Consider the following 16,501-nt stretch of genomic DNA (forward strand, 5'->3'; position numbering starts at 1 on the left):
CCGTACCAACGAGATCAGCCAGGTCAGCCGACCTTGCCCACACCGGCACCGTTCTGCACGATCGACTTCACGCTGCTCGCGCTGTCGAGGGTGTAGCCGTACGGGATCGACTTGACGCTGCCACCCTGGTCACCCGAACCCGAGTTGACGAAGTGGTTGTTGCGCGCCACCAGGTTGGCCGGGTCGGAGCTGCCCTCGCCCCGGTGGAACGGGTCGCGGGTGTTCTCGAAGTAGTTGCCCTCCACGAGCACGCCCGCCTCCTCCGTGGAAGCGACACCGTACGACGTCACGCCGCCGTAGTAGTTGTTGTAGACGTGCACGGGGTTGCCGAACCGGACCCGCGGGTGGCGCTGGTTGGTGCCGTCGAACCAGTTGTTGTGGTACGTCACCCGCAGCTTGCCGCGGTCCTCGCTGCCGTTGTCGTCACTGTGACCCAGCAGCATGGTCTTGTCGTGGGAGCTGACCTTGTTCCACGACACGGTCACGCAGTCGGACGCGCGCTTGATGTCGATCGCACCGTCGTAGCCGTTGCGCAGGCTGTTGTGGTCGATCCAGACCCGGGTCGAGTACTGGACGTTGATCGCGTCGTCCGCCCAGTTGGTGAAGTTCAGGTTCCGGATGATCACGTTCGACGCGTTCGACACGTTCAGGCCGTGCCCCGTGATGGTGGCGCCCGAGCCGACGCCGATGATCGTCTTGTTCGACGCCACCTTGGTCATGCTCGACAGCGAGATGGTGCCGGACACGCGGATCACGGAGGCGCTGGAAGAGCCGACCGCGGAGACGAACGCCGAGGTGGTGCTGACGGTCACCGGCGAGGCGCTGCCACCACCGGTGGTGCCGCCGCACTGCGTGGCCCAACCCTGGAGGTTGTACGACGCGGCGGTCGCCGAGGGCGCCATGATCACGGACGCGGCCAGGGCCGTCGTCGCGAGCAGCGCGCGGGAGATCTTGCGGGACATGCGGTTTCCTCCATGCAACTGTGGATGAAAAGGGAACCGGCGGCGGTTGACCACGTGGCGGCGACCGAAGGCTTACACCGGACTCACCACCTCTCCACGGTGTGGGCGCGGATGTGCTCGACGTCGAACTCGTCGCCCAGACCGGCAGAGGACGTCAGGGTGACGTGCCCGTCCGCGTCGAGCGGGTCGGCGATCGCGAGCCGGTGCGGCGGCACGCGGTCGAAGTCGTGCAGCGGGTGCAGCAGGCCGCGCTCGTACCAGCGACCGTTGTCGGTCCCGCCGAGCACGGCGAGGCTCGCCGAGCCGTCGCCGTGGATCTCGCAGTCCATGTTGAACGCCTCGGCCAGGTGCAGCGCCTTGATCGTCGGCGAGATGCCGCCGACGTCGGTGGGGCCGGCGCGCAGGATGTCGCACGCCCCGGACGTGATCCACTCGGCACGGGTCATGTGCTTGCCCCAGGCCACCTCCGGCCCGATCACCGGGATGGACAGCTGCTCGGCAAGCCACCGGTAGGAGCTGATCGACGCCTCCTCCATCGGCTCCTCGAACCAGTAGAAGTCCAGCGCCTCCAGCGCCCGGCCCAGCTCCAGCGCCTCGGTGCGGGAGTACCAGTGGTTGGCGTCCAGCATCAACGCGATCTCCGGCCCGACCGCCTCGCGCACCGCCTCGCACGCCGCGATGTCCGCGCGCACGCTGGGCGCGCCCGGCACCGGCGGCATCCAGGTGTGCAGCTTGATCGCCCGGTATCCGCGCTCGACCAGCTGCTTCGCGAACGCCGCGTAGTCGCCGGGCGTGCTCAGCCCGCCGGGGATCTCGTCACCGCACATGGTGCTGGCGTAGGCGGGGACGCGCTCGCGCGCGCCGCCGAGCAGCTTCCACACCGGCTGCCCGACCTTCTTGCCCACCAGGTCCCACAACGCGGTGTCGACGTAGCCCAGCGCCCGGTCGGTGAACCGGCCGTGCGACCCGCGCTGCTTGCGGGCCATCTTGCGCCAGAGCCCTTCCCGGTCCCACGGGTCCGCGCCGATCAGCACGGGCTTCACGATCGAGTCGAGCACGGCGGGCCGCAGCTGGTCCGGGTGCACCTGGACCCGCCCGACGGCACCGTCGGAGTCGGTGATCTCCAGCAGCGCCTCGCGGACCTCGTGCTCGGCGCTCGGGTGCCGGTGCCCGTGCGGGTCCACCGCGGTCCACGCGGTGGTCGTGAACACCGACACCTCGACGCGCTCGATCATTTGCGGTCCTCCCACTCCTTCTGCGCCTCGGTGAGCTTGTTCGCCATCTCGTCCAGGAACTGCTGACCGCTCAGCTCGCCGAGGAGCACCTTCTGGTACTGGGGCTCGCTGTCGGTCTTGGTGATCGACGAGTACTGCGGCAGGTAGACCGGCGCGGGGACGAGCACCGTGGCCGGGTCCTCCAGCACGCCGAGCGCCATCTTCACGTGGGCGGCCTTGTCGATCCACGCCGCGCCGCGCACGTCGGTGTTGGCCGGGATCTGGCCGACCTTCTCGTTCCAGTAGCTGTTGGAGTCGGCCGAGGTGAGGAACTCGGCGAACTTCCACGCCGCGTCCTGGTGCTCGCTGTTCTTGAACACCGCGAAGCCGTCGGTCGGGTTGGGCACCACGGTCCGCTTGCCGCTCGGGCCGACCGGCAGAGGCATGGCGGCGACCTTGTCGCCCAGCGCCTTGGTGACGTCGCTGTAGGAGCCCAGGTTGTGGTGCATCATCGCGACCGAGCCGCCGGTGAACTGGGCGATCATCTGGGTGAAGCTGTTGTTGACGTCGGCCTCGGGCGTGGCCTTCTTGTAGAGGTCGGCGATCTTGTCGACGAGTTCGGCGTTGGCCTTGTCGTTGAGGGTGCTCTTGCCGTCCTTGAAGAAGTTGTCCACGCCGGAGTACGCGTACGCCTCGGTGATCAGCTGGAACACCGAGCCGGCGCCACCGCGGATGGTGTAGCCGTACTTGTTCGCGGCCGTGTCGGTCAGCTTCGTGGCCGTGGTGATGAACTCGTCCCAGGTCTTCGGCGCCTCCAGCCCTGCGTCCTTGAACCAGTCCGTGCGGTACCAGATGATGTCCATGTTCGCCGACGACGGGACGATGTAGAGCTTGCCGTCCGGCGCGGTCTGGCGGACCGTCTCCACCAGCGAGGGCAGCAGCTTGTCCTTCAGCGCGCCGCCGTTGATGCGGTCGTCGAGGGGCGCCAGCGCCTCCTGGCCGACCAGGTGCGCGAGGTACGAGGTGGTGACGCCGCCGACGTCGGGCGTCTCGCCGCCCGCGATGGCGGTGTCGTACTTCTGCTGCACCGACGCGCTCGGGATGCCGACGTACTCGACCTTGATGGTCGGGTTCGCGGCCTCGAAGCGCGAGATCAGCTCCTTGTAGATCGGCTCACGCGCGGGGCCGCCGTTGTTGTCCCAGAACGTGATGGTGACGTTCCCGTCGCTCCCGCCGCCTCCCTCCGACGAGCAGGCGGACAGCGCCAGCGCGGCGGCGGCCACGGCGACCAGCAGTTTTCTCATGATGCTCCCTATCCCTTGACAGCCCCGGCGCTGAGCCCCTGCACCAGGAACCGCTGCACGACGGCGAAAACCAGGACCACCGGTACGGCTGCGACCACGCCACCGGCGGCGAGTGCTCCGAAGTCGGTGTTGAACTCACCCAACGTGTAGCTCAGGCCGACCGGCAGGGTGAACTTGTCCTGCTTCGTCGCGAACATCAGCGCGAACAGGAACTGGTTCCAGGCGCCGATGAACGCGAACGACCCGACCGCCACCAGGGCGGGCTTGAGCTGCGGCAGGACGACCGCGAAGAACGCGCGCAAGCGCGAGCAGCCGTCCACCATGGCGGCCTCTTCGAGCTCGACCGAGATGTTGCGGATGAACCCGCTCATCAGGATCAGCGACAGCGGGAGCTGGAACGCCACCTCCGCGATGATCAGGCCGGTGAGGCTGTTGAGCAGCCCCAACCCCTTGAAGATCACGAACAGCGGGATCAGCATCATCGCGCCGGGGATGAACTGGCTGCACAGCATCGCCAGCAGGAACACCCGCTGGCCGCGGAACTTGAACCGCGCCAGCGCGTAGCCGCCCATCACCGACAGGATGGTCACGAACACGAGCACGCCCAAGCCCATGATCACGCTGTTGTAGAAGAAGATGCCGAACCCGATGTCGTTCCACACCGTGTCGAAGTGCTCGAACGAGATCGGCCACGGCACGAGCTGCGTCGAACCGCTCGGCCGCACCGCGAACACCAGCATCCAGTAGAACGGGATGAGCGTGAACAGCAGGTACAGCACCAGCGGCACGTGGATCATCCACGGCTTGCCCGGCTCCTCGGCCACGGCCCGGCGGCGCCGCTTGGTCGGCTGCCGGGGCGGCGGCGGGGTGTCCACCGGCGGTCGGGTCAACGTCTCGGTCATGCACGACTCCCGAACTTCGACAACCGCAGGTAGGCGATCGAGAAGAACAACAGGATCAGGAACCCGGCCACGGTGAGCGCCGAGCCGTACCCGAAGTTGTGCGAGTCGACGGCCTGCCTGGCCACGTACAGCGGCAGCGTGGTGGTCTGGTTGGCCGGACCACCACCGGTCAGGGTGTAGATGAGGTCGACGTTGTTGAACTCCCACACCGCGCGCAGCAGCGTCGACAGGATGATCGCGTCCTTGAGGTGCGGCAGGGTGACGCTGGTGAAGCGCCGCCACCGGCTCGCGCCGTCCACGGACGCCGCCTCGTAGAGGTCCTTGGGGATGCTCTGGAGGTCGGCGAGCAGCAGGATGGCGAAGAACGGCACGCCGCGCCACAGCTCGGTCACCACGAGGGCGTCGAACACCGTGTCCGGGTTGCCGAGCACGGAGGTGCCCGGCGAGCCGATGCCCCACTGGGAGAGCTGCTGGAAGATGCCGGTGGACGGGTTGAGCAGCAGGATCCAGATGCCCGTGGTGAGCACGCCGGACACCGCCCACGGCGAGAACACCAGCGCCCGCGCCACGCCCCGGCCGATGAACGTCTCGTTCACGATCAGGGCGAGGACCAGGCCGAGCAGCAGTTGCAGGCCGACCTCGACGAACACCCACTTGGCGCTGAACGCGAGGCTCTGCCAGAACAGCGGGTCGTCGAACAGCATCTGCTTGAAGTTGTCCAACCCCGCCCAGCCGTTCTTCCACGGCTGGGTGACGTTGTACCGCTGGAGGCTGTAGTAGACGACGCTCCCGATCGGGTAGACCAGGAAGACCGCCATCAGCACCAGCGTCGGCGCGATCAGGGCGTAGGGCGCCCACGTGCGTGTTCTCATGCGGGGTTCCAGTCGCCGAGGTACGCGCGCAGGGTGTGCTGCGAAGCCTGGTCCTGCGTGAGCTGCGGCCGGTCCGCGCCGGGCGTCGCACCGGGGCCGGAGTTGCGGAACTCGGCGAACCGGGCGTCGCGCCAGGAGAAGCCGGACATGTCGGTCCACGGCGCGGTCTTCACCGCGGCGGGCAGCTTGGTGTCGCGGATGACGACCGACGCGATGGCGTCCGGGTCACCGCCGGGGTGCCACGGCCGGCCGAGGTAGTAGGTGCCGGCGGGCGCGTCGCTCAGGACGGTGGAGTTCATGATCAGGAAGCCGTGGGGGTTGTCGCGGCGCGTGCTGGCGGCGGTGATGTACCCCGCCGGAGTTCCATCGGGGCGGTCGCCACCCCGGTCCAGCGCGCGGATGGTGACCTGGTCGAACACGGCGGTCGCGCGGCCGAAGATGAAGTCGACGTCGCCGGCGATCTCACCGCCCCGGTAGTACTGGCGCGCCCGCGTGCCGACCGCGCGGGTGTCGGCGTACAGGGTGTCCTGGTGGCCGAGGAAGCGGACCCGGTCGTAGTACTGGCGGTCGCCCGTCGCCTTCACCGCGACGGCCTGCGTGGCGGTGATCTCGGGGTGCGCGGCCCGGTCGAACGAGTTGCTGAACGTCAGGTCGCGCGCGGTGAAGCCGTCCGCCTCGATCGTCGCGGTGGCCGAGCCGGTGGTGCCGTAGGTGGTGCCGTCGGGCTTCTTGGTGCCGCTGGCGTTGTCGTAGTCGATGACGACGTCGCGCGCGGTGCCGGTGGAGCCCTTGAGCGTCAGGTCCGGCTTGGTCGCGGGCACCCGGAGGACCTCGCGGTACACGCCCTTGCCGATGGTGATGGTGGTGCCCGGCGGGGCGGCGTCGATCGCGGCCTGCACCGTGTCGAAGTCCGTGCCCTTGGCCACGTGGTAGCGCTCGCGCTGCTGCGCGCCCGCCTTGAGGTTCTTCACCCGCGTGGTCGGCTCCAGGCCCAGGGTGAACTGGGGCGTCCAGCCCGCGTCGCCGGCGAGCTGCGCGGTCGGGTTCGCCGCGTTGAACGCGTCCAGCGCGTCCACCGGCTTCCCGTCGACCAGCGTGCCGACCTCGGTGATGGCCGTGCCGCCCCAGTTGTGGATCAGGTCCTCGACCGCGCCGCCGTTGCCGAGCTTGACGTAGTTGTTCTCCACGTACAGCTTCGACTGCACGCCGACGCCCCAGGCGTAGACGAACGTCGGTCCGGGCTCGTACAGGTTGTTGTAGACGTGCACCTGGCCGAACCGGACCCGCGGCAGGCGCTCCTCGGCGTTGCGGAACACGTTGTGGTGCACCGAGACCCGCAGCTTGCCGGGATCGGTGGTCGACGTGTTCGACGAGCCGATGAGCATCGTCTTGCCGTGGTCCTCGAAGAGGTTGTACGACGCGGTGACCAGGTCGGTGCCGCTGGTCATGTCGAGCGAGCCGTCGTGCTGCTGGAAGGGGCGGCCGAAGTAGCTCGGCGCCGCGCTGTCCGGGAACGGCTGGTCGGTGAACGTGTTGTGGTCGACCCACACGTTGGTGGCGCGCTGGAGGGACACCGCGTCGTAGGCGGAGTTCCAGTTGCCGGTGGCGCCGTCGGTGGGGTCCCACTGCGGGAAGCAGTCGCGGGTGTCGCGGAACGTGAGGTTCCGGATGATCACGTTGCTCGCGCCGTGGACGCGGACGTTCGCGCCGGTGATGCCCGCGCCCCGCCCGTCGCCGACGATCGTGGTGTCCGAACCGACGTTGAACGCGATGGCCTCCGCCTGGCGGCGGGCCGACGCCGCGCGGGCGTCCTCCAGCGGTCCGCTCGGCTCGGTGTCGCGCCCCCAAACGGCGGGGTCGTATGCGGCCAAATAGCCCGCGAGCGTGTAGCCGTCCGTGGCATATGTTGCGCAATCAGCCCTGACGTCGATGACGCCGCGCACCTTGATCAGGCGCGGGGCGGGCGCCGCCAGGGCGGCCCGCAGCTCCGCCGCCGTGCGCACGACGTGTTCGGTGGTCGCGGCCGACCCACCGGTCGTGCCGGTGCCGCTCGACGCCCAGCCGTCACCGGGCTGGAGAACCTGTCTCCCCAGGTCATGACCTGCGTGCGCGGGTGCCGCCGCGATCACGCCGAGGGCGCAGGAAAGCACGAGCGCAGTACTGAGTATCCGCATGACGAGGGGCCTTCCCCGGCGAATTTGTTCATAAGTGTGAACACGTTCCAGAAGTGCGAACAGAGTATTGCGAAAGTGTCCGCCACACGTCAACGACGTAACTTCGTTCGATCCCCGTTCGACCGCGTGATTCGACGCGCCATCGAATTCGAGTCGAATTCGATCGCGCGACCGGCCCAGAGCACACGGCACCGCCCCCGACCCGAGGCCGGGTCGGGGGCGGTGTGGATGGCGGAACCGGTGCCGGAGCCGCGCGGGTAAGGCGGAGCCGCAGGCGTCAGACCGGCAGTGCCGGACCGGCGGGCATCAGACCCGCGGGCGTCAGACCGGCGGCGTGAACGCGGCGATGCGCGCGGACAGCGTGCGCGCGTGCGCGTTGCCCGGGTGCCGGTCGGCCAGCCGGCGCAGCGGTCGCAACCGGTCGGCGACGCGGGTCGACGCCACCGCGCCCGCGACCGCCAGCGCCCGCTCGCCCGTCTCGGCCGCCTGGTCGAAGTCCCCGTCCACCAGGTGGTTCGCGGCCAGCGCCATGAGGCTGAACGCGCGGCTGCGCGCCATGCCGTCCGAGTAGCCCGCCACGGCCGCGTTCAGCGAGTCGATCGCGGGCCCCGCGTGCGCCGGGTCGACCGTCTGGGCCAGCTCGGTCAGCACCACACCGGTCAACCCGCGCAGGTCCGGCTCGTCGAAGAACCGCGCCCACCCCGGCGCGGGGCCGGACGCGCGGGCGAACTCGTCGTGCGCCAGGTTCAGCCGCCGCGTCGCCTCGCGCCGGTCACCCAGCGCCGCGTACGCCCACGCCTGGTTCGCGTGCAGCATCGCGACAGCCCGCCGCGACCCCGCCCGGCGCGCCGCGACCAGCCCGAACGCGAACGCCTCCAGCGCCGCCCGCCGCTTGCCGCCGTGCAGCCGCATCCGGCCGACGCGGTAGTGGATGTTGGCCTCCAGGTCGTGGTGGCCCGCCTCGCACGCCATGCCCAGCGCCCGGTTCCAGTGCCGGGCGGCGGCACGTTCCCGGCCGGTGTCGAAGCACGTCCACGCGGCCAGGTTGTGCAGGTCGGCCAACGCGACCAGCAGCCGTCTGCGCACCGCACCGGTGGCCACCGCGTCCAGGTAGTGGTCGTGCCACGCCGCGCAGCCGACCGCCGCGTCCCGGCACGCGCCACCGCCCTGCCGGTAGTCCACCCCGCGCAGGCGTTCGGTCTCGGCTTCCAAGCGCTCCACGTCCTCGACCCCGATGTGTGCCGGGACGCGCTGGGGTTCTGCCATCGCCGCACCTCGCAATTCCACTAGAGCGGTGGAGGGGATCCATCTGGCATGTGGCTGCGGGGTACCCAGAGTGACATCGACGGCACCAACACGGGAGCCGCCGTCAGGGGCGCGCGCGGCGCCGGTGGTCCGACCGCGCGTCACTCGCCCGGACCAGATGAGGTCAAGTCCGAAGTGGACAGACGGTTCGCGCAGGCCGACCGCGAACCGTCTTGCCGCGCGCGGCCGGGCCGGGGATCAGCGAGCGGCGCGCCACTCGGCGACGACGTGGTCCACGTCGAACGGCATGAGGTTCAGCGGCGGGCCGGACAGCGGCTTGCGGATCGCCTCGACGATCCTGGCGTTGACGTCGGCCAGGATCGACCTGACCTCGGCCTCGGTGCGGGCCCGACCGGCGGCCTCGCGCGCGTCGGCCGCCTCCTTGCGCAGCAGCAAGGTCGGCGGCAGGGCGGTGCCCTCCTCGCGGCGCAGCTTCTCCTTCACCCACCACAGCTCGTCGTGCGGCTCGTGCAACCCCTTCAACGGCTGACCCGCACCCGGCAGGTCGTCGAACTCGCCGCGGTCCTGCGCCTCGCGGATCTGCCGCTCGATCCAGGTCTCGAAGCCCACCCCGGCCGGTTTGCGCTCGGTCACGACGCACCACCCCCCGTCGAGGATACCGGCGGCGCGAGCCGTGCCGCCTTGTCGATCAGGTAGCGCTGCTCCGGGACGCTGGTGGTGCGCGCCGCAGCCGCGCGGTAGTGCGCCACGGCACGCGGCACGTCCCCCGCCATCTCGTGCAGGTGGGCGCGGACGGCGTCGAGGCGGTGGTGACCGGGCAGGCGCTCGTCCAGCGCGTCGATGAGCGCCAGGCCCTCGGCCGGGCCGTGCACCATGGCCACCGCGACGGCCCGGTTCAACGACACCACCGGGTTGCCGGTCATCCGCTCCAGCAGCCCGTACATGCCCAGGATCTGCGGCCAGTCGGTGTCCTCGGCGCGGGCCGCGTCGTCGTGGATCGCCGCGATCGACGCCTGCAACTGGTACTCGCCGATCGCGCCGCGCTCCAGCGCGCCCATGATCAGGTCGACGCCCTCGACGATCAGCGCCCGGTCCCACCGCGACCGGTCCTGCTCGGCCAGCGGGACGAGCTCGCCGTCCGGGCCGGTGCGCGCCGGCCTGCGGGCGTCGGTGAGCAGCATCAGCGCCAGCAGGCCCGCCACCTCGGGATCGGACGGCAGGCGGGCGTGCACGGCCCGGGTCAGCCGGATCGCCTCACCGGACAGCTCGGTGCGGTGCAACGCGCCGCCGACGCTGCTGGTGTAGCCCTCGTTGAAGATCAGGTACAGCACGTGCAGCGCGGACCGCAGCCGGGCCGCGAACTCGTCCGGGCCGGGCAGGGCGAAGCTCGCGCCGCGCAGCTTCTGCTTGGCCCGGGTGATCCGCTGGGACAGCGTCGCCTCGGGCACCAGGAACGCGTTCGCGATCTCCGCCGTGGTCAGGCCGCCCACCGCGCGCAGCGTCAGCGCGATGGCCGACGCGGGCGTCAGCTCCGGGTGGCAGCACAGGAACAGCACCACCAGCGTGTCGTCCCGGTCCACCGCATCACCCGGCGGCGGCTCGCGGAACACCTCGTCCTCACGGCGGCGGCGCGCGGCCTCGCTGCGGATCAGGTCGGTCATCCGGCGCACGGCGGCCTGCACGAGCCAGCCGCGCGGGTTGTCCGGCAGGCCGTCCGCGGGCCAGTGCCGCGCGGCGGCCAGCAACGCCTCCTGCACCGCGTCCTCGGCCAGCGCGAAGTCGCCGAACCGGCGTGCGACCACGCCGAGGACCTGCGGCGCGCACCGGCGCAGCAGGTCCTCGACGGTCTCGCTCACAGGTCGGTCGTCGCGGGCGCGGACATCAGCTCCCGCACCTCGATCGGCTGGCCGATCGGCACGCCGTTCGGGCCGGGCGCGGCGGAGGCCCGGGCGGCGATCTCCAGCGCGCGTTCCAGCGTGGTGTCGACCAGCCAGTAGCCCGCCAGCAGCTCCTTCGACTCGGGGAACGGGCCGTCGGTGATGACGGGCGCGCCGGAGCCGGTGTACGTCACCGTCTTGGCCAGCTCCGGGCCCGCGAGGCCCTGGGCGTCGACCAGCTCGCCGTTCTCGGCCAGCTCCCGACCCAGGTCCTGCTGGAACCGGATGTGCGCGGCGATGTCCTCGCGCGCCCACTGGTCCATGGGGACGTCGCAGTTGGCGGCCGGGCCGTAGTTCATGAGGAGCAGGAACTTCGCCATGTCGGACTCCTAGGTGTTCGTGCGCCCATCTTGGCGCTTGCACCCTGTGGACGGAGCCGTCGCGGCGTTCCCTACGCGTCCCGATGTGACCTGAGTCACATTACAGGTCTCGCGGTTGTGCCTGGGGGCAGGCACAACCGCGAGGTCCCGTCACGTCAGCGAGCAGAGCGGTTTCGGCGGCACCCAGCCGGTGGCGTCACCCGAACCGTTGAACCCGATCTTGATCGAGGTCGCGGGCGCGATGGCGCCGTTCCAGGAGGCGTTGGTGACCGTCACGGTGGTGCCGCTCTGGCTGAACGTGCCGCTCCACCCCTGGGTCACCGCCAGGCCGGGCTTCAGGTCGAACTGGAGCCGCCAGCTCCTGGTCGGCGAGGTCCGACCGTTGCGGATCTCGATCTCCGCCGAGAACCCTCCCTGCCACTGGCTGATGACCTTGATCAGGACGCCGCACTCGGTCGGCGGGACGGACGTGGTCGTCGTCGCCGTCGTGGTCGTCGTCGTGGTGGACGTGGTGGTGGTCGTGCTCGTCGTGCTCGTCGTGGTGGAGGTGGGCGTGGTGCCGTTCAGCGCGGACACCACGGCCGGGACCCACCGGTCCGCGATCTTGCGATCACCGGACGCGTTCGGGTGAACGCCGTCGTAGGTGTCGCTCGAGGTCGCGAACCCGGTCCACTGGTCGACCACGGTGATCGGCGACTGCGCGGTGGACTTGCCCGCCGCCCAGCCGGGGATCGCCGCGTTCAGGTCGACGACCCGCTGCGGGCACTCCGCGCACGCGCTCGCCGCCATCGGGATGATCTTGGCGACGAGCACCTTCATGCTCGCGTTGTTGGCCCGCATCTGGTCCACCAGCTTGCTGTAGGCGGCCAGGATCGTCGCGGTCGACCGGTTGCTCCACACGTCGTTCGTCCCGAAGTGCATGAGCACCACGTTCGGGTTGGTGGCGCTCAGCCACCCGACGAGCTGGTTCTGGTCGGCCACCGTCGTGACCAGCGCGCCGCCGTGGCCCTCGTTCTCGCCGTCGTAGGCGAAACCGCAGCCGTCACCCGCGCGGGTGCCCACGAAGTCGATGTTCGTGTGCCCCGCCGCCCGCAGGTCGCGGTCCAGCAGCGCCCGCCAGCACCCCGGCGACCCGGTGATCGAGTCGCCCAGCGCCATGATCCGCGTCGGCGCGGCGGCCTCGACCGCCTGCCCGGGCGCGGCCAGCAGCACTCCGACGAGCGTGGCCAACGCGCCCAACAGCGCGACTATCGCCGTCTTCCTCGACATCGCCGCCTCCTAAGCCGTCGTGCAGGCGGCGCCGTTGAGGGTGAACCCGGTGGGCGCCGGGTTCGTGCCGTTCCACGACCCGATGAAGCCGAAGCTGACCGAGCCGTTCACCGGGATGCTCCCGGTGTAGGACACGTTGGTCGCGCTCAGCGTGGCGCCGGACTGGGTCGTGGTCGCGCCCCAGGACTGGCTGACCGTCTGACCGTTGGCCCAGGTCCAGCGCAGCGTCCAGCCGTTGACCGCGGCCGTGCCGGTGTTGGCGATCTTCACGTCGCCCTGGAAGCCGCCCTGCCACTGGCCCGCGATCTTGTAGGTGACCGCGCAGGCACCGCCGCCACCACCGGACTGGGTGGTCACGTTGACCGTGCCGGAACGGGTCGAGCGGTTGCCCGCCGCGTCCCGCGCGTACACGGCGAACGTGTAGGTGGTGTCGGCCGTCAGGCCGGTGATGGTCGCCGACGCCGAGGCGGTGCCGGCCGCCGCGGTCTCCGTGGTGCCGCTGACGCGCACGACGTCGTAGCCGGTGACGCCCACGTTGTCGGTGGACGCGGTCCAGGACAGCGTGGCGCCGGTGGCCGTGACGCCCGAGGCGGTCGGGGTGCCGGGCGTGGACGGCGCGGTGGTGTCCGGGCCGGTGCCGCTGTCGTAGACGCTGGCCTGCCGGGAGGTCGCCTTGATGCCGTTCGCGCCGTTGACCGCGCGCTGGCCCCACGTCGTGAGCTGGGCGGCGTTGAAGCCGGTGACCATGTCGAGGTACTCGACGCCGCCGCCGTTGCCCGACCACGACCACGCGAGGTAGCCGAGCTTGAGCGACTGCGTGGTGGCGAAGATCGTGTCCTCGTCCGGGTTGCCGTCGGAGTGGTCGAAGCCGAACTCTCCGACCACGATCGGCAGCTTCGCCGTGACGAACCGGTTCAGGTAGTCGTTGATCTCGGCGGCCGTGTCGAACACGCCGTACATGTGGATGGAGAACACGGTGTTCTTCTGCGGGTCGGCGTCGAACACCGAGGCGGCGTTGTCGCGCATGGTGAAGGCCCAGTCCTGGCCCCAGTTCGGCGCGTCCACCATGATCGTGTGCTGGAAACCCGCCGCGCGCAGCGACGTGATGGCGTCCTTGGTGGCCTGGGTCCAGCCGGTGTAGCCGGTGTTGCCCCACGGCTCGTTGCCGATGTTGAGGATGACGTACTTCTCCTGGCCGGCCAGGGCGCTCTGGATGCTCTTCCAGTACTCCACGGCGCGGGCCAGGCTCACGGCGCCGCTCTGCTCCTGGTAGCCGGTGGTGTCGTGCACCTCCAGCACGCAGATGAGCTTGTTGGCCTTGCACTGGCTGATGACGTTCGCGACGTCGGTGGCGGAGTTGAGGGTCCACCGGTCGCCCGAGCTGAGGACCACGCGGACCGTGTTGGCGCCGGTGGCCTTGATGTCCTTGAGCGCCTGGGTGGTGCGGTCGGCGTACCAGGTGTGCGCGTGGTTCACGCCACGCATCACGAAGTCGTTGCCGTTGGCGTCGAGCAGACGCCCGTTGCTGACGGTGAACCCGGCCGCGGCGTGCGCCGGCACCACCGTCAGCAGTGACAGGACCAAGGTGGCGACGGCTGCGCCGACCAAGGCGAATCGCTTGCGCATGGATGTACCTCGCGTAGTTGTCGACGTTGACGTAGCGAGCGCAGGGCAGCGCACCTGCCTGCGGCAGGCCCCAACACCAAAGCAATTAACCGCTTAAGTGTCAACGCTGTCATTCGCCGGAATCCCGGCCTCTCCCCCACCCGCGCACCTACCGCCGGGCACACCTGAACGGACCTTCTGGAACCGCTCCCAGAACGCCTGCCGCCCAGTCTCCCCCACCACCGCCCCTCCGCCAACCCCCACCTCGCGCGAGTCGAACCCTCGTGCCCCGAGAGTCGAACCTCCAGGTCCCGAGAGTCCTACGTTCAGGACCCGAGAGTCCTACGTTCAGGACCCCTGAGTTCAACGCTCAGAACACGCGACCTGGGGTTTTGCGCATCACCACGTGCCGCGACGCGAACGTAGGACACACGCGTTCCGAACGTAGGACTCACGGGACCTGAGCGTTCGACTCACGGGACCTGAAGGTTCGACACGCGGGACCTGAGCGTTCGACACGCGGGGCCTGAGGGTTCGACTCGCGCGCGCGGGGGTCAGGCGGGAGGGTGGGAGGTGCTGGAGCGGGGGACCAGTTCGGGGTCGGAGGTCTTGACCTGGTCGGCAGGGGCGCCGTTGATCACGTCCAGCAGCAGGCGGACGGCGGCGGCGCCGCGTTCGGCGATCGGGCGGCGGACCGCGGACAGGGCCGGGCGGACCAGGCGGCACAGGGCCGAGTCGTCCCAGGCGACGAGGGACAGCTGGTCGGGCACCGACAGGCCCAGCTCGTGCGCCACGCCCAGAGCGGACACGGCCATGACGTCGTTGTCGAACACCAGAGCCGTGGGCACGGTGCCGCTGGTCAGGACCCGCCGGGTCACGCGCGCGGCGGCCTCGTCGGAGTAGTCCGCGTGCACGACCCGCGCGTTGGGCAGGTTCAACCGCGCCGCCGCGGTGGTGAACGCGCGCGACCGGGTCTGGGTGTGCACGAACTTCGTCGGCCCCGCGACCCGGACGATGCGCCGGTGCCCGAGCGCCACCAGGTACTCCAGCACCTCCTCCACGGCCAGCTCGTCGTCGGTCCACACGCACGGCAGCTCCGGCACGACCGGCTCCCCGAGCACGACCGCCGGCAGCCGCAGCTCCTGCACCAGCTCCACCCGCGGGTCGTTCTGGACCAGGTCGACCAGCAGCACGCCGTCGACCCGCCGCTCGCCCCACCACCGCCGGTACGCCGCCAGCTCGGCCGCCGAGTTGTCCGTCACCTGGAGCAGCAACGACGTCGGCCCGCCCGCCAGCGCACCCTGGATGCCCGAGATCAACTGCATGAAGTACGGCTCCACGCCGATCACCCGCGCCGGCCGGTCCACGACCAGCCCGATCGCGTTGGCCCGACCGTCGCTCAACGACCGCGCGGCGCTGCTCGGCACCCAGCCGAGGCGGTCGGCGATGTCCATGATCCGACGGCGCGTCGGCTCGGAGACGCCCGGCCGGTTGTTGAGCGCGTACGACACCGCGCCGGTGGACACCCCCGCGGCCTTGGCGATGTCCGAGATGGTCGGACGCTTCCCTACCACCCGCGCCTCCTCGGTCGGTGATCAATAAGTCTAGACCGCCGCACCCCCGGCCCGGCCCGGTAGGGTAATTAAGCGCTTAACGGATAATGTGAAAGGGGACCGCCGTGCCCTGGTTCGACCTCTCCGAGCGGGAGTTGGCGCTGTACCGGACCGACACCGCCGAGCCGGACAACCTCGACCTGTGGTGGAAGACCCGGTTGGAGGACGCCCGCGCCGCCGCGCTGCCGCCGGTGCTCACCCCTTACGCGGCCGACGCCTACGGCCCGCTGTCGGTCTGGGACGTGGAGTTCTCCGGTTACGGCGGCGACCGGGTGCGCGGCTGGTACATCCGCCCCGCCGGGTCCGGCGTCGAGTCGCTGCCCACGGTCGTCTGCTACATCGGGTACGGCGGCGGGCGCGGACTGCCCTCGGAGCACGCGTTGCTGCCGTCCGTCGGCTACGCGGTGTTCGTGATGGACACCCGCGGCCAGGGCGGGCGGTGGACGCTCGGCGCCACCCCGGACTCCGGGTTCGCGGGCCCCGAGCACCCCGGCGTGATGACGCGCGGCATCGCCAGCCCCGAGACCTACTACGTCACGCGCCTGATGGTGGACGCCGCGCGCGCCGTCGAGGTGGCCGCGTCCCTCGACGGGGTGGACGAGACGCGGATCGCGGTGTCCGGCGGCAGCCAGGGCGGCGGGCTGGCGCTGGCCGCCGCCGCGCTCAACGGCGACGCGGTGAAGGTCTGCCACGCCGACGTCCCGTTCCTGTGCGACTTCCAGCGCGCCATCACCATCACCGGCGCGGAGCCGTACGCGGAGATCGCGCAGTTCCTGGCGCAGCACGTCGACCTGATCCCCACCGCGCTCGACACGCTGCGGTACGTGGACGGCGCGTTGCTGGCCAAGCGGATCACGGCGACGTCGCTGCTCAGCGTCGGCCTGATGGACGAGGTGTGCCCGCCGTCCACGGTGTACGCGGCCTACAACGAGATCACCGCGCCGAAGGAGATGGCGGTGTTCCCGTTCAGCGGCCACACCACGCCCCGCGTGCACGACGAGCGCAAGCTGCGGCACCTGCGCGCTCACCTGTGAGTTAAGGCGGGGCGTGAGGGGGGCCACCG

Annotated in this window: 14 protein-coding genes; 1 reads left to right on the forward strand and 13 read right to left on the reverse strand. The window is 70.4% G+C overall.

Going from position 1 to position 16,501, the window contains the following annotated elements:
- Positions 1–23 precede the first annotated feature (23 nt).
- The 13 genes from ACIQMJ_RS16895 to ACIQMJ_RS16955 form a co-directional block, all read right to left on the reverse strand.
- Positions 24–962 (reverse strand): pectate lyase family protein, encoded by a 939-nt coding sequence (locus tag ACIQMJ_RS16895; protein ID WP_499761889.1) that lies wholly within the window; start codon positions 960–962, stop codon positions 24–26.
- 83 nt (positions 963–1,045) lie between these two features.
- Complete coding sequence (locus ACIQMJ_RS16900) at positions 1,046–2,197, reverse strand: enolase C-terminal domain-like protein (RefSeq protein WP_499761890.1); 1,152 nt, start codon at positions 2,195–2,197, stop codon at positions 1,046–1,048.
- On the reverse strand, positions 2,194–3,480 hold the full coding sequence (locus ACIQMJ_RS16905) for an ABC transporter substrate-binding protein (protein ID WP_499761891.1): 1,287 nt from the start codon (positions 3,478–3,480) through the stop codon (positions 2,194–2,196). Before ACIQMJ_RS16905 ends, ACIQMJ_RS16900 begins: the two co-directional genes overlap by 4 nt.
- A gap of 8 nt (positions 3,481–3,488) precedes the next feature.
- Complete coding sequence (locus tag ACIQMJ_RS16910) at positions 3,489–4,382, reverse strand: carbohydrate ABC transporter permease (protein ID WP_499761892.1); 894 nt, start codon at positions 4,380–4,382, stop codon at positions 3,489–3,491.
- Positions 4,379–5,254: a carbohydrate ABC transporter permease gene (locus tag ACIQMJ_RS16915; RefSeq protein WP_499761893.1), complete on the reverse strand. Its 876-nt coding sequence runs from the start codon at positions 5,252–5,254 to the stop codon at positions 4,379–4,381. The genes ACIQMJ_RS16910 and ACIQMJ_RS16915 overlap by 4 nt, the downstream gene beginning before the upstream one ends.
- Positions 5,251–7,428, reverse strand: coding sequence for a pectinesterase family protein (locus ACIQMJ_RS16920; protein WP_499761894.1), 2,178 nt, complete (start codon positions 7,426–7,428; stop codon positions 5,251–5,253). Before ACIQMJ_RS16920 ends, ACIQMJ_RS16915 begins: the two co-directional genes overlap by 4 nt.
- Before the next feature lie 321 nt (positions 7,429–7,749).
- Positions 7,750–8,838, reverse strand: coding sequence for an NsdA family TPR-like regulatory protein (locus ACIQMJ_RS16925; RefSeq protein ID WP_499761895.1), 1,089 nt, complete (start codon positions 8,836–8,838; stop codon positions 7,750–7,752).
- 93 nt (positions 8,839–8,931) lie between these two features.
- Positions 8,932–9,327: a DnaJ family domain-containing protein gene (locus ACIQMJ_RS16930; protein WP_499761896.1), complete on the reverse strand. Its 396-nt coding sequence runs from the start codon at positions 9,325–9,327 to the stop codon at positions 8,932–8,934.
- Positions 9,324–10,550, reverse strand: a complete 1,227-nt coding sequence (locus ACIQMJ_RS16935; protein ID WP_499761897.1) for an RNA polymerase sigma factor — start codon at positions 10,548–10,550, stop codon at positions 9,324–9,326. Before ACIQMJ_RS16935 ends, ACIQMJ_RS16930 begins: the two co-directional genes overlap by 4 nt.
- Entirely contained in the window at positions 10,547–10,951 is a 405-nt protein-coding gene (locus ACIQMJ_RS16940; protein ID WP_499761898.1) for a YciI family protein, read from the reverse strand. Before ACIQMJ_RS16940 ends, ACIQMJ_RS16935 begins: the two co-directional genes overlap by 4 nt.
- A 150-nt stretch (positions 10,952–11,101) precedes the next feature.
- The gene (locus tag ACIQMJ_RS16945) at positions 11,102–12,220 is read right to left on the reverse strand and encodes a cellulose binding domain-containing protein (protein WP_499761899.1); all 1,119 of its coding nucleotides are present in this window, start codon (positions 12,218–12,220) and stop codon (positions 11,102–11,104) included.
- Positions 12,221–12,229: 9 nt separating this feature from the next.
- Positions 12,230–13,846, reverse strand: a complete 1,617-nt coding sequence (locus ACIQMJ_RS16950; protein WP_499761900.1) for a cellulase family glycosylhydrolase — start codon at positions 13,844–13,846, stop codon at positions 12,230–12,232.
- A 533-nt stretch (positions 13,847–14,379) separates the two neighbouring features.
- Entirely contained in the window at positions 14,380–15,399 is a 1,020-nt protein-coding gene (locus ACIQMJ_RS16955; protein WP_499761901.1) for a LacI family DNA-binding transcriptional regulator, read from the reverse strand.
- A 104-nt stretch (positions 15,400–15,503) separates the two neighbouring features.
- On the opposite strand from ACIQMJ_RS16955, the gene ACIQMJ_RS16960 reads away from it, so the two are divergent.
- A complete protein-coding gene (locus ACIQMJ_RS16960; protein ID WP_499761902.1) occupies positions 15,504–16,472 on the forward strand; it encodes an acetylxylan esterase in 969 nt (322 codons plus the stop codon).
- Positions 16,473–16,501 lie beyond the last annotated feature (29 nt).

Source organism: Actinosynnema sp. NPDC091369, from assembly GCF_044757065.1.
Classification (GTDB): domain Bacteria; phylum Actinomycetota; class Actinomycetes; order Mycobacteriales; family Pseudonocardiaceae; genus Actinosynnema.